The 13763-nt window shown below is 39.4% G+C and carries 17 protein-coding genes; 11 read left to right on the top strand and 6 right to left on the bottom strand.

Features of this window, described 5'->3' with window-relative positions; genetic code table 11:
• Positions 1-13: 13 nt before the first annotated feature.
• From B554_RS0109435 to rplS, 6 genes are all read left to right on the top strand, one after another.
• Positions 14-490 (top strand): type IV pilin protein, encoded by a 477-nt coding sequence (locus B554_RS0109435; protein WP_019457852.1) that lies wholly within the window; start codon positions 14-16, stop codon positions 488-490.
• Positions 484-948 (top strand): type IV pilin protein, encoded by a 465-nt coding sequence (locus B554_RS0109430; RefSeq protein WP_019457851.1) that lies wholly within the window; start codon positions 484-486, stop codon positions 946-948. Before B554_RS0109435 ends, B554_RS0109430 begins: the two co-directional genes overlap by 7 nt.
• Positions 949-1095: 147 nt before the next feature.
• Complete coding sequence (gene rpsP, locus B554_RS0109425; RefSeq protein WP_000260334.1) at positions 1096-1347, top strand: 30S ribosomal protein S16; 252 nt, start codon at positions 1096-1098, stop codon at positions 1345-1347.
• A 19-nt stretch (positions 1348-1366) separates the two neighbouring features.
• Positions 1367-1915 (top strand): ribosome maturation factor RimM, encoded by a 549-nt coding sequence (gene rimM, locus B554_RS0109420; RefSeq protein ID WP_004705239.1) that lies wholly within the window; start codon positions 1367-1369, stop codon positions 1913-1915.
• Between the two features lie 45 nt (positions 1916-1960).
• Positions 1961-2716, top strand: a complete 756-nt coding sequence (trmD, locus tag B554_RS0109415; protein WP_019457850.1) for a tRNA (guanosine(37)-N1)-methyltransferase TrmD — start codon at positions 1961-1963, stop codon at positions 2714-2716.
• Positions 2717-2935: 219 nt separating this feature from the next.
• Complete coding sequence (rplS, locus tag B554_RS0109410) at positions 2936-3304, top strand: 50S ribosomal protein L19 (protein WP_002116654.1); 369 nt, start codon at positions 2936-2938, stop codon at positions 3302-3304.
• Positions 3305-3357: 53 nt separating this feature from the next.
• Here rplS and B554_RS0109405 read toward each other — a convergent pair whose 3' ends face one another.
• Complete coding sequence (locus B554_RS0109405; protein ID WP_081400347.1) at positions 3358-4299, bottom strand: lipase family alpha/beta hydrolase; 942 nt, start codon at positions 4297-4299, stop codon at positions 3358-3360.
• 120 nt (positions 4300-4419) lie between these two features.
• Entirely contained in the window at positions 4420-5454 is a 1035-nt protein-coding gene (locus B554_RS0109400; RefSeq protein ID WP_019457848.1) for a lipase secretion chaperone, read from the bottom strand.
• Positions 5455-5607: 153 nt separating this feature from the next.
• Between B554_RS0109400 and truB the strand changes: the two genes are divergently transcribed.
• The 3 genes from truB (at position 5608) to B554_RS0109385 (ending at position 7962) form a co-directional block, all read left to right on the top strand.
• Positions 5608-6513: a tRNA pseudouridine(55) synthase TruB gene (truB, locus tag B554_RS0109395; RefSeq protein ID WP_019457847.1), complete on the top strand. Its 906-nt coding sequence runs from the start codon at positions 5608-5610 to the stop codon at positions 6511-6513.
• A 19-nt stretch (positions 6514-6532) separates the two neighbouring features.
• Complete coding sequence (locus B554_RS0109390) at positions 6533-7309, top strand: sulfite exporter TauE/SafE family protein (RefSeq protein ID WP_019457846.1); 777 nt, start codon at positions 6533-6535, stop codon at positions 7307-7309.
• 212 nt (positions 7310-7521) lie between these two features.
• The gene (locus B554_RS0109385; protein ID WP_004705252.1) at positions 7522-7962 is read left to right on the top strand and encodes a hemerythrin domain-containing protein; all 441 of its coding nucleotides are present in this window, start codon (positions 7522-7524) and stop codon (positions 7960-7962) included.
• Positions 7963-7973: 11 nt separating this feature from the next.
• On the opposite strand, the gene B554_RS0109380 is transcribed toward B554_RS0109385, so the two are convergent.
• The 3 genes from B554_RS0109380 to serA all read right to left on the bottom strand — a co-directional run bounded on the left by B554_RS0109380 (position 7974) and on the right by serA (position 11142).
• Entirely contained in the window at positions 7974-8837 is an 864-nt protein-coding gene (locus B554_RS0109380) for an EamA family transporter (RefSeq protein WP_019457845.1), read from the bottom strand.
• A gap of 89 nt (positions 8838-8926) precedes the next feature.
• Complete coding sequence (locus tag B554_RS0109375; RefSeq protein WP_025465172.1) at positions 8927-9811, bottom strand: EamA family transporter; 885 nt, start codon at positions 9809-9811, stop codon at positions 8927-8929.
• 98 nt (positions 9812-9909) lie between these two features.
• Complete coding sequence (serA, locus tag B554_RS0109370) at positions 9910-11142, bottom strand: phosphoglycerate dehydrogenase (RefSeq protein ID WP_004705258.1); 1233 nt, start codon at positions 11140-11142, stop codon at positions 9910-9912.
• A gap of 378 nt (positions 11143-11520) precedes the next feature.
• Here serA and B554_RS0109365 point away from each other — a divergent pair, with 378 nt between their 5' ends.
• Both B554_RS0109365 and B554_RS0109360 read left to right on the top strand, forming a co-directional pair.
• The gene (locus B554_RS0109365) at positions 11521-12930 is read left to right on the top strand and encodes an FAD-binding oxidoreductase (protein WP_019457843.1); all 1410 of its coding nucleotides are present in this window, start codon (positions 11521-11523) and stop codon (positions 12928-12930) included.
• Between the two features lie 94 nt (positions 12931-13024).
• Complete coding sequence (locus tag B554_RS0109360) at positions 13025-13393, top strand: hypothetical protein (RefSeq protein ID WP_019457842.1); 369 nt, start codon at positions 13025-13027, stop codon at positions 13391-13393.
• A 45-nt stretch (positions 13394-13438) separates the two neighbouring features.
• On the opposite strand, the gene B554_RS0109355 is transcribed toward B554_RS0109360, so the two are convergent.
• Positions 13439-13753, bottom strand: coding sequence for a putative quinol monooxygenase (locus B554_RS0109355; RefSeq protein WP_019457841.1), 315 nt, complete (start codon positions 13751-13753; stop codon positions 13439-13441).
• Positions 13754-13763: the final 10 nt, after the last annotated feature.

Genomic DNA, 13763 nt, shown 5'->3' with positions numbered 1-13763 from the left:
AAAGGAATAAGTGATGAAACGTAATTTCACGTATTCTTTAGGCTTTACTCTTATTGAGCTAATGATTGTAGTTGTGATTGTTGCTATTTTTGCCGCAGTTGCAATACCTTCATACCAAGCCTATGTTCTACGAGCCGATGCTTCACGTGCGCAGCAGCAAATGCAACAAATAGCAGTACAACTTGCTCGTCAAAAATCTAGAAATTTTAATTACATAGGTTTTTCTACAGGGGCTACAGCCCCAGTAACTTTGCCTGTTGGAGCAACCGGTAGTGCTATTAAATACCGAATAACTGTACGAGATGGTGACGATACAACGAAAACCTTAACAGATCCTACAGCTTTAGGGCAAAACTGGGTTATCAGAGCAGAGGCTTCCGATCCTAATAATTTTACTTATTTGTTTACTAGTAACGGATTACGTTGTAAGAATAAAGCAACTAGCAATGTTACTTATATAACTTGTGGCACTGGGGCTGAGCTGTGGTAAATAAAATAAAAGGCTTTACCTTAATGGAGCTAATGATTGTTGTAGCGATTATTGCGATTATAGTGGCGATAGCTTATCCCTCTTATCAAGAATATAGTCGCCGTACTAAGCGTGTGGATATGCAAACTACGCTGCAGCAACTTTCCATGCAGATCCAGCGTTATAAAGTAGCTAATTTAAGAGTTAGTGGAGCAACCGCTTCAGACTTGGGTGTCGGATCATCTTATCCTCTCCAAGGCACAGCGCTTTATACAGTCAATTTGACTCCAGTGACAGCTGGAGCTTTAAATGCGGAAACATGGGTACTGACTGCGACGCCGATTGCAAATACTCCACAGTCTGGAGATGGGCATATTGTTTTAAATAATCGGGGTGAGCGTTGCTGGACAAAGGGAACTGATATTAACAGTGGTACGGCTTGCGTTCCTTCTGCAACATCGAATTGGGATGGCAAATAAATTTAAATTCAAAACTGCGGATAACTCAAAATTTAATCTTTCTTTCAGGGCGAAAATCACGTAGAATGTCGCCCTCTATGAAAGGGGTTTGAAGTGTTGCCGATGGTCGGCGCAGGGATAATCCGTAAGAATTATAAGGCTTTTATCATGGTTGTTATTCGTTTAGCACGTGGCGGCGCAAAAAAACGTCCATTCTATCAAATCGTTGTGACTGATAGCCGCAATGCACGTGATGGTCGTTTCATCGAGCGTATCGGTTTCTTTAACCCGACTGCACAAGGTCAAGCAGAAAAACTTCGTTTAGATGCAGACCGTTTTGCTCACTGGGTTTCTCAAGGTGCTCAACCTTCAGAACGTGTTGCTTCTTTAGCTGCTCAAGCTAAAAAAGCTACTGCATAATTATTGTAGTAGGTAGCCCATGACACCAACACAGAATGTTCCCGAAGATCGTATTCAGATTGGACAGTTACGTTCAGCTTATGGATTGAATGGGTGGCTCTGGGTGTATTCCAATACAGAACCTATGAGCAACATGTTTGACTACCTGCCTTGGTACATTGAGACCAAGGCCGGTTGGCAAACAATAGATGTAAAACGTTGGAAACCACATGGCAAAGGCCTAGTAGTTGCTTTGAAAGGTGTGAGTGATCGCACAGGAGCAGAAAACTTGGTTGGCGCTAATATCTGGATTGCTAAGTCTCAACTGCCAAAAGCAGATGTAGATGAGTATTACTGGTCAGATTTAAAAGGCTTAACAGTGTTAGGGCTTGATGATGAAGAACAGGAAGTTAACTTAGGGCAAATTCATGAGTTATTTGAAACTGGAGCTAATGATGTGATGGTTGTACGCGCTACACCAGACAGCATTGATTCAGAAGAACGCATGATTCCTTGGCATAAAGATGTGGTGCAACGCGTTGATCTTGAAGCTGGTCGCATTTACGTCAATTGGGGCGTAGATTATTAATCCTTCTTTAAGGATTAACGCAGTAGGAAAATAGAGGAGTCTGCGGTGTTTTTTGCAGTCATTACGCTTTTTCCTGAAATGTTTGAAGCGATTACAGCGTACGGGATTAGCGGACGCGCAGCAAAGCGTGACATTGTACAAGTAGCTTGTATTAATCCACGTGATTTTGCTGAAGGGAGTTACCGAAGAGTGGATGAACGTCCATTTGGTGGTGGTCCCGGTATGGTGATGATGGCTGAGCCTTTAGCAAAAGCAATTAACCATGCCAAACAACTTGCTTCGCAAGCAGGGTGTGTTCATGTACCTGTGGTGTATATGTCTCCACAAGGCAAAACTTTAAATGAACAGGCAGTACAGAAGTTTGTTGATTATGACGGCTTGATTGTATTGTGTGGACGTTATGAAGGTGTCGATGAGCGTTTGATCCAGCATTATGTTGATCAGGAATGGTCAATTGGAGATTATGTTTTATCTGGCGGTGAACTACCTGCTATGGTGTTGCTTGATAGTATTATTCGCCGTTTGCCGAATGTAATGTCAGATGAGCAATCAGCGATACAGGATTCTTTTGTAGATGGTCTTTTAGATTGTCCTCAATACACTAAGCCAGACCATTTTGAAGGTTTGGATGTTCCTGAAATTTTAAAGTCAGGGCACCATGCTAATATTGAAAAATGGCGATTTTTGCAGCGATATCAACGAACTCTAGAACGCCGACCAGAGTTGGCTGAAAAAGTTGAGTTGACTAAGCAACAAAAAAAATGGCTAAAAGATATAAAAGAGAATGGTGGTAATTTTTAATTGCTGTTCTCAGGAACGAAAGTTCTAAAACAGGACGAGAAGCATTGCTTCGAGTTAAAGCATAAGTCTATTTCATGAATAGTTTTATGTATATTTAAAGGCTCTTTATAGACATATTGTCGTAAAGGGAAAGATAAACGGGTTGATATGCGCTTTAGCCTCTATCCCCAGCGGAATCTCAGACCTCTTCTGACTCCGCACATATTGGAGATTCCCACAATGAGTGGTAAACATCCTTTAGTTCAAGCTGTTGAAAATGCACAGTTAAAATCTGATATCCCTGCTTTTGCACCAGGTGACACTGTTATTGTCCAAGTAAAAGTAAAAGAGGGTGATCGTGAACGTCTTCAAGCATTTGAAGGTGTTGTAATCGCTAAGAAAAACCGTGGTTTGAACTCTGCGTTCACAGTACGTAAAATTTCTAGCGGTGTTGGTGTTGAGCGTGTATTCCAAACTCACTCACCAGTTGTTGCTAAAATCGAAGTGAAACGTCGTGGTGACGTTCGTCGTGCTAAACTTTACTACCTCCGTGACTTGTCTGGTAAAGCTGCACGTATTCGTGAAAAATTACCAGCTCGTAAAGCGTAAGCTTATACCGAGTAAAAAAATGCGCCCAGAGGCGCATTTTTTTTGTTTAAAAATTATAGTCCTTGTAGTTTTAAACGGTTGGCATGTTGACGGTAAACCGAGACAGGATCGGCCGCAAAAATAGAGCGTATACCAAGCACTTGGTTTACTTCATCTAAATGGTTCCAGTTGTAGTCATCACGAATAGTTTTACCAAATTTGGCACTACATCTAGAAACTAAACCGTCATTATCTCCTAATGGATCGACAACTAAACTGCTACCAGTTAATGCAATATCAAAAGGGTCTAATGGATTGGTCAGCGCTTTATTACCTGAGAACGAATACATATAAATACCTTTCTCTTGATAAGCACCCTCGCCGCAAGAAGTTGTAGGCATACCCATAGGGAATTGAGCATTAAACTGTGAAGAACCTTGAGTAGATAAGCTGTGAGCACCTGCTAAAGAGTCATGCGGATAACTTGTTGGATCGAGACCCTCTGCCCAAGTAATTGCTGCTGAAAACCAATTTACTAGTGTTGCCAGTTTTGACAGAGGAGTACCCTCAACGTTCAATATGACATCTGCCATTGGAGATCCTTTGTTAGGTGCTCCAATCGTCGTAAGTGAGGCAACTTTTTCTGGCATGATGCCAGCGACATAGCGAATTGTTGGTCCCCCATGACTATGTCCAATCAAGTTGACTTTGGGTTTTCCGGTAATGGCAATAATTTCTTCTACTTGTTGGGCAAGTTGTTCTCCGCGAACTTCGGTTGAGTTAAACGGTGAAACCCTTGTTGCCCATACATTTCCTCCATTACGAGCAAGGTCAGGAAGAATCTGATACCAATAGTCCAGGCCAAGTGTATCTGTCCCAACTCTGCTAAAACCAGCCATACCATGGTTAAAAACCAATGGATATTTAGTTTGGGCATAATTTGAGTAGACAAATGAGCCTTTTACTTGCTCTGCATTTGTAGCATGGGTTGCTGAAACACTCAGTCCTGAGAGTATTGCTGCACAGAAAAATATTAAGTTCCTTTTCATTTTTTACTCACTATTTTTATTTTGTATGAGCAGCAGCTTTATTTTTGCTGCTGGATTAAGATTTGGCTAACTTTGGAATAGAAAAGCCTAGTAGCTAAATGGTAATTCACCTCCTTTGTCATGGACTTTTTCAAAAGTTTGAAGACGAAGTTGTTCCTGTGATGAGCTAAATTGTTGTTGGCGTAGTTGTTGAATCGCTTGATTTTTTGCGCTATCACTCATACTACTATTCAGCACTTCATCACGTTGATTTAGGTAGCCTGTAACTCGCTGTTGCCAAGCATTACGCTGTGTATCTAAAGTTTCTAATCTTTGTGTTGCCTCGGCTCCAACAAGTGCTGTACGCATTTGTCGCAGTTCCTCTGCTGAGCCATTACGGGCTTTAATTTGTTTGGTCAGCGTATGTAAATCATCAAGTTTTGATAGCTCTTGCAGGTTTTGTTGCCAATCTACTGGTAGTTGTTCAAATTGTTCTTTGAGCTTTTGAGCCTTTTCAATTTCACTTAAAGATGAGTCTTCCAGAATTTTCATACGATCTAATGTGTAGTTCTGATAAACGTCTTCTGTTGAAAATAGGCCTTCAATTTCGGACGCTGAAAAGAAGCGCTTTCTGATATCTTGAATTGAATTAAAAATTTTTTGAAAATAACTTTGATCTTGTTGTCTAGATTGAGGTGTTTGAATGTGTGCAAGTTCTTCACGATATTTTAAATAACGATTCCATAAATCAATGATTTGTGAGCGAGCTGGTTCTAAATACTGATCTTGTATAAATTTCTCAAAATGAGTTTTAACTTGTTGTAAATTTCCTTCGCCATACTGCGTAATAAAATATTCAAAGCAGTCGCGTGTCTGACTATTCACAACTAAATGTTGGTTGCTATCAACTTTTAGCTGGCAATTCACTTGGGTATCTTGCTGACTTTTGCTTGAATAAATATTTTGATTTAATGATGAATTTAAAGTGGTTTGAGAAGTGGCTGCTAAGCTTTTTGCCTCCTCTTGATTACGCTGAGGTGAGGCGCTTTTTGAGTCTGGACTCAGCCAATATACACATGCAATGAGGCTCAAAATAAAAAATCCAAGCACACACCACAATATCTTTTTCTGCATCCTTTGCATAAAGATATCTTCCTTAAGTTTTAATTTGTTGTTTTTTTACTCGATTAATAATGTGCCATAAAATAAGTGAAAACGCACCTAAATATTCTGAAAATATCTTGCCGAATTTGCTAACATGTCGGCACTTTTCTCTAGCTTTGTGTCCCAGTAAAAATGACGACAAAAAATCAAAAAATTTCTCGTCGCCATATCAGTGGTGTATTTCTTTTAAACAAACCATTAGGCCTAAGTTCAAACGCCGCTTTGCAAAAAGTACGTTGGTTATACCGTGCCCAAAAAGCAGGGCATACTGGTGCGTTAGATCCATTAGCAACAGGTTTACTTCCCGTTTGTTTAGGGGAGGCAACTAAATTTTCACATTATTTACTGGATTCTACAAAGCGATACCAAACCACTGTTCGTTTGGGGCAAACCACAACAACTAGTGATGTAGAGGGCGATATTTTACAAGAGCGTCCAGTTCCTGTTCTTACAGAAGAGCTTATTGAGCAAACTCTAGAAAAATTTAGAGGCGATATTCAACAAGTTCCTCCAATGTATTCTGCCTTGAAAAAAGAAGGTAGACCTTTATATGAACTTGCGCGAAAAGGTATTGAGATTGAACGTGAAGCACGTCCAGTCACGATTTATGCGCTAGAGTTAGTCGAGTTTACCGAAAATAGTATCACTCTGGATGTAACCTGTTCTAAAGGTACATACATCCGTGTACTCGGTGAGGATATTGGTGAAGCACTTGGCTGTGGCGGGCATTTAACAATGCTGAATCGGACTCAAACAGGACATTTTGAGTTGATCCCAAGTTATACCATTGAATATTTGGAAAGCTTAAGCGAAGAGCAAAGAGAAGAATTGTTATTACCAGTTTATGCACCAGTTGACCATTTCTTGAAAATTCAAGTTCCTGAGGGACGTGAAAAATATTTTTGCAACGGTTTAGAAAGCAATATTGATCATTCTGCGGAAGCAGAAGTTTTGATTTTTTCGGGTGAGCGCTGTTTAGGGTTAGCCGAAATTACTGATAAAAAGCGGTTGGTACCTAAGCGTATCTTAAATTTGTAGTAGATGTAGAGTATAAAGCATGGGCATGGAATGGGATGTTATCCTTAGTTTGATCTTTTTTGCGTTTACTGCGGGAGCGATTGATGCTGCTGTGGGTGGCGGCGGACTCATCCAGATTCCCGGTATTATGAGTACTTTCCCGACCATGCAGACTGCAACGGTGATTGGTACTAATAAAGTTTCATCGATTTTTGGTACTGCATCGGCGGCTTATACATTTGCAAAACGAGTGAAACTGCAATGGAAGCTTCTTGCCGTGATTGCTGTTTGTGCTCTCATTAGCTCATTTGCTGGAGCAGCCTGTTTATCACTTATTCCCCAATCGGTTTTACGTCCATTTGTATTTGTAATGCTGATCGTAATTGCGATTTATACTTTACTTAAAAAGAACTTTGGACAAGTTCATACCGAGCAGAAAGTTACTACGAAAATGCTTGTTCTAGCGGGTATTGGTAGTTTGGCAATCGGTTTTTATGACGGTATTTTTGGACCAGGTACCGGTAGTTTCTTTATCTTTTTCTTTATCCGTTTTTTACAAGTCGATTTTTTGCATGCCTCGGCATTGTCGAAAATTGGTAATTTTATGACCAATCTTGCAGCGTTGAGTTTTTTTATTCCTACGGGTCACGCTATTTTGCATATTGGTTTAATGATGGCGGCAGCCAACGTATTAGGTTCTATTGTTGGAGTGCGGACTGCACTCAAATACGGTAGCGGTTTTGTGCGTATTATCTTTTTAGTTTTGGTCAGTATCTTAATTTGCCGTTTGGGTTATCAGATGTTTGTGACTGGCTAAAATAGTATGAAAAGTATGAACTGATTTTAAAACAGCAGTTCATACTTTTATGTATCATTTGAAATTAGAAATATAAAAATCATTACAGAAATTTACTAGAAAGAAAACTGTGTAAAAAATAGTCTCATTTTAAGCTACGGAAACCATATAAATTTCAACGTATGATAAGCATTGAAATAAAAAAGATTTTTTAGCTAAAAATGAGGAAGAGAATGAATATTTTCGAAGCATTAAGAGAAAGCCATGAAAATCAACGCAACCTTTCTGAAAAATTAGTCCAAACACATGGTTTAACCGAAGAACGAAAAGAATTATTTGATGCATTAAAAAATGAACTTTATGCCCATTCGGTTGCCGAAGACCGTTACTTATATATTCCTTTAATGTTTGATGATGTCGGTTTAGATATTACCCGACATGCTTTATCTGAACATCATGAAATGGATGAGTTGGTTGAGCAACTTGAAAAAACCGATATGAGTAGTCCTAGCTGGTTGGCAACTGCGAAACAGTTGAGTGAAAAAGTTCATCATCATTTAAAAGAAGAAGAACATAAATTTTTTCAGCAAGCTGGAAAAATTCTTAAAGATAGTGAAAAAGAAAAACTTGGTAATCAATATTTAAAGGAATATAAGAAGTATAAAAAACAGTAGTAGGATTATATCTATGATGCTGTTTTAGTACTTCTTAGAGTAACCCCAATTGAAGCGAGCATTACGCAAGCTAAAGCCACCCATTGCAGCATACTGATTTCTTCATGAAGTAATAAGAAGCCCGTTAATGCTGCTAATGCGGGTGCCAAACTTGTTAGGGTACCGTAAGTTAATTTATTAAGTTGTTTGAGAGCCATTAAGTCGAGTGCATATGGAATAGCAGTCGCTAAAACCGCAATAAGTAAGGCTTTTCCCCAGTACTGTGTTTCAAGTAATGCTGGGCCATTATACCAAACACCAATTGGTAATAAGGCGAGCGCAGATATCGCGATCGCAATTGTTAAGGCATGCATTCCTATATTTTGGGTCACGGCCTTTTGACCAAAATAAATATAGAAGGCCCAACATAGACCTGCACCCAGTGCACAAGCAGCACCTACATAGGAAAAATGATGCTGTGTTGAGTCTTGCCATGGCACCATGAGCGCAATGCCTAACATAGCAAATGCTACCCAAATGTAGTCACTCTTTCGCTTAATCGAAAGTAGAGCAAGACCTAATGGTCCAATAAATTCTAAGCCTACCGCGATCCCCTGAGGTAGTTTTCCTAAAGAAGTATAAAATAAAATATTCATTAGCCCTAAAGATGCGCAATACATTAATAAATCACGCCATTTTAAATAGGGTAAACGAGACCAGATTTTCCACGAACGGAACATGATTGCAACAATAATAGTCGCAAAACTTAATCTTAAAATAGTAACCGTCAGAGGATCTAAAGCTGCAATAAGTTGCTTGGCAAATGAAGCGCTGATTTGATATGAAACCATCGACAAAATCATATATAGCACAGCAATAAATGGAAGATTTTGCATGGAAATACCTTAGTGCTTCATTTGATATTTAAAATTAATAGCGGCCAATTATAGCCAACATTGCATTTTAGCTGGCAGTTCTTAACCAACTAAACTGCGATTTTTTCGCGTTCCTGACGGGCTTTTTGGGTGGTTATGGTGCAGCCGACAGAAGCGATAATAATGGTTGCGAGAGCTAGCCATTGATTCCATAACAAATACTCACCTAAGAAGATGAAACCAGACAATGCTGCGACTGCGGGTTCTAAGCTCATCAGTGTTCCGAAACTTAAGGGTGTCAAATTGCGTAATGCAAGCATTTCTAAGGAAAAGGGAAGTGCACTGGCTAAGATTGCTAAGCCAATAAAATAAAATAGATAAGGCAGTTCTATCACTTGACCAATCGAGCTTGAAAAAAAGGTAATGGGTAATAAGATGCATGCACCCACAGACATTCCTAAACACACAGTATGATTACCTGAAATACCAGAAGGTTTTTGTCCTGCAATAATATAGAGTGCCCAACAAGCACCTGCACTCATTGCAAACAAAACCCCAATCCAGTCTAGACCATGTGCTTGGTTAAAAGGGAATAATAAAATGAGGCCAACAATCGCAAAACTTACCCAAACAAAATCGTATTTTTGTCGTGCATGATATAAAGCCACGCTTAATGGGCCAATAAATTCAAAAGCAACCGCAATACCAATTGGTAGTCGTTCAATAGACAGATAAAAAAGTGCATTCATACCAGCAAGGGCACAGCCATAGCTTAAAATTGCTTTCCATCGAACCTGACTAAAATTAATTCGCCAGATCTTAAAAATGAAAGCCAGAATACATGCTCCAATACATAATCGCATTGCAGAAACAGTAAGCACGGGAAAGTTTTGAAATAGGACTTTAGCCAAGGATGCGCTACTTTGAACGCTTAACATGGCAAGAATAAGAAAGCCCAAAGCGTGTAGCTGAGTTTTCTGGCTTGAAATTGACATTTTATTATTAAATCGATTGGTATACTTTTCACATGATAATGTAAATACCCATAAAAAAGCCACAGACATTGCTGTGGCTTTTGCATTTACAGTTCGTATTAGAACAATACGCGCACGCGGATTGTACCTTCAACTTCATGCAACATATCTAAAGCTTCGTGAGAAGCAGAAGCGTCAACATCCATAACAAGGTAACCGATGTCACCTTTAGTCATAAGTGATTGACCAGAAATGTTGATGCCTTGTTCAGCAAACAAGTTGTTGATTTTAGACAATACACCCGGTACGTTTTTGTGGATGTGTAGTAAACGGTGTTGACCAGCAGTTAATGGTAACGCGATTTCTGGGAAGTTTACTGCAGAAAGTGTCATACCTTTATCAGAGTAAGCAACAAATTTCTCAGCAACTTCTAAACCGATGTTTGCTTGCGCTTCCATCGTTGAACCACCAACGTGAGGCGTTAAAATCACGTTGTCTAAGCCGCGAAGTGGAGATTGGAATTCTTCACCATTTGCTTTTGGTTCTTTAGGGAACACGTCAACTGCTGCACCAGCAATATGGCCAGATTTGATCGCATCCGCTAAATCTTCAATGACTACACATGTACCACGTGCAGCATTTAAGAAGATCGCGCCTTCTTTCATTTTCGCAAATTGTTCTTTAGTGAAGAAGTTACGTGTAGACGGAACATCTGGTACATGCAGCGTTACAACGTCAGCAGTTGCTAAAAGCTCATCTAAAGAACCAACTTGGCGAGCATTACCCATTGGTAACTTAGTGACTGCATCATAATAAATCACATGCATACCCATGCTTTCAGCAAGAACTGAAAGTTGAGAACCAATGGAACCGTAACCCACAATACCTAAAGTTTTGCCACGAGTTTCAAAAGAACCAACAGCAGACTTGTCCCAACCACCACGATGACAAGCCGCCGATTTTTCAGGAACACGGCGAAGAAGAAGAATTGTTTCAGCAAGTACAAGCTCTGCAACCGAACGCGTATTTGAATACGGTGCGTTGAATACAGGAATACCACGTGCCATTGCTGCTTTAAGATCAACTTGGTTTGTTCCGATACAGAAACAACCTACTGCGATCAATTTATTTGCAGCTTCAAAAACTTCTTCAGTCAATTGGGTACGCGAACGAATACCAATAAAGTGAGCATCTTTAATTGCTTCTTTAAGCGCTTCGCCTTCAAGAGCAGTTTTACGATAGTCAATATTGGTGTAACCCGCAGCGTTTAAAGTGTCGACTGCGTTTTGGTGAACGCCTTCTAACAAAAGGAAACGGATTTTATCTTTAGGTAGTGAAAGATGTTGGCTCATTACGGCTCCGCTACAAAGGCCAAATTTGGTGGCGGTATAATAACATACTGGGCAGCGCTATAGATATTTCGTTTATACCATTGCCTTATGGCAATTTTATCTATGTCTAATCACTTCCGTTTATGGCTTGTCGAACATTTTAAAATATGCTTGGAATATTATTTAAAGTTGTTTTTCTCTAAAAGCTTTATAAAAAAGCATTTATTCGCGTTAAACATGTTTTGTAGTGACAGTATCTCTATTCTGAACTTTATCGCTTGTGTGGTTACATGTAGAATATAGGAGTTCCTTGAACATTATGGCTTTGCTCAGGTAAGAACCCTGAAAATATGAAGTCATAGTCCCACCATAGTTTACTTCTTGCTAGGTCTGCAAACGATGAATGCTCCAGTCGCTTTAACACCTGAGTTACTTACCCAATTAACAGCAATCGTCGGTGAAAACCGTATTAAAACTGATGCTGATAGTCTCGAAAACTGGGGTAAAGATCATACCAAGCATTTTAATCCGAACCCATCGGTCATCGTTTTCCCATCGACCACTGAACAAGTTCAAGCTGTTGTGAAGCTTGCGAACCAGTTTAATGTTGCGATTACACCATCTGGCGGTCGTACTGGTCTCTCTGCCGGTGCAGTAGCAACCAATGGTGAAATTGTCATTAGCATGGACAAAATGAACCAGATTCTTGAATTCTTCCCAGCAGATCGTATGGTTCGAGTGCAAGCTGGTGTTGTGACTGAACAATTGCAAAACTATGCAGAAGAACAAGGCATGTATTACCCAGTGGACTTTGCATCAGCAGGTTCTAGCCAGATTGGCGGTAATATTGGTACTAACGCTGGTGGTATTAAAGTCATTAAATACGGCATGACACGTAACTGGGTACTTGGTTTAACGGTAGTTACGGGTAAAGGCGATATTTTACGTTTAAACAAAGGCATGGTTAAAAATGCCACTGGTTATGCATTACAGCATTTGTTTATTGGTGGTGAAGGTACTTTAGGTTTAGTGACCGAAGCAGAAATTAAACTTGAGCGTCAACCACAAAACTTACAAGTTTTAGTGTTAGGTGTTCCTGATTTTGATGCAGTAATGCCTGTATTACATGCGTTCCAAAAAGATATCGACTTAACTGCATTTGAGTTCTTTGGTGAGCTTGCAATGCAAAAAGTTTTAGACCACGGACATGTACAACGTCCATTTGAAACTCAATGTCCGTTCTATGTATTGCTTGAGTTTGAAGCACCATATGAGCCGATTCTTGATAAAGCAATGGAAATTTTTGAGCATTGTATGGAACAGGGTTGGGTGCTTGATGGCGTAATGAGCCAGAGCCTTGACCAAGTAGAAAGCTTATGGCGTTTACGTGAAGATATTTCTGAATCAATCGCGCCGTTTATTCCATACAAAAATGATATTTCAGTATTAATTACTCATGTACCTGCATTTATTCGTGAGATTGATGCAATTGTTCAAGAAAACTATCCTGATTTTGAAATTTGCTGGTTCGGTCATATCGGTGATGGTAATTTGCACTTAAATATTTTAAAACCTGAAAATTTAACCAAAGATGAGTTCTTTGCAAAATGTCAGGTTGTGAATAAATACGTGTTTGATACCGTTAAAAAATATGAAGGTTCAATTTCTGCTGAGCATGGCGTAGGTATGACGAAAAAGCCATATTTGGAATATTCACGTTCACCTGAAGAAATTGAATATATGAAGGCATTGAAAAAAGTATTTGACCCGAATGGTCTGATGAACCCAGGTAAATTATTTGATCTGTAAAAAAGTAGGTATTCTTAGAACTACATAGTTTCTACAGAGTAACCGACAAAGCCATAGCATCATAAAGCTATGGCTTTTGTTTTTGGTGATAAGAATGCAACGTTTATTTTTAATTTCAGCACTTTGTGTTGGACTTTTCACTGGGTGTGCGACGACCAGTAAGTTGATTCCTTTTGTGGGTTCGGAAACTCCGATGCAACAAGTACTTAAAGCCCAACCTGAGATTGTAAAAGAGCATAACAATACCTCAGTTCAGCAAGTATTTAACCGAGTAGAGTCTCCAACAGTTTCCCGTATTATCGTTATACAAACTGGTTTAATGGATGATTCTGTTTCAGCAATTCGAACAGAATATTCATTTAAATTGGTCGATGAAAAGTGGCAATTGCAAAATAAGCAAACAAGCTACCAATGTGCGCGAGGGAAGGGTTCTAAAGGTTTCCAAACCCAACTTTGTTCTTAAAGATAAAAAAGACGATAAATATATCGTCTTTTTTTATGGGTTAAATTATACGCCGCTTTCTAAAATTCTAATTTTGACATCAACGACATCATCTTTAACGGCTGCATGATGCGCTTGCATATGAGGTGTAGCTAAATGAGCTTCAAGATGAGCCACACTTTCCCATTTTTCTAGCATGACAATCGTGTCAGGCTCTTGAGTCTGGAAACTTGCATTTGATTTGTGATCAATTAAAGGTTCATAACCATGGCAACCATCTTCTGCTAAAACAGTTGGAATGATTTTTTGAAAAGCATCCAATACGTTTTGGCGATGCTGTCCACCTGATTGAGTACGAATTTCCGCAATAATGGTAAGCATGGTTTTCTCC

Source organism: Acinetobacter sp. GG2, assembly GCF_000292385.1.
In the GTDB taxonomy this organism is placed as follows: Bacteria; Pseudomonadota; Gammaproteobacteria; order Pseudomonadales; family Moraxellaceae; genus Acinetobacter; species Acinetobacter seifertii.
The sequence above is the reverse complement of the archived record's forward strand: the minus strand, read 5'-3'. Positions and strand labels throughout refer to the sequence as shown.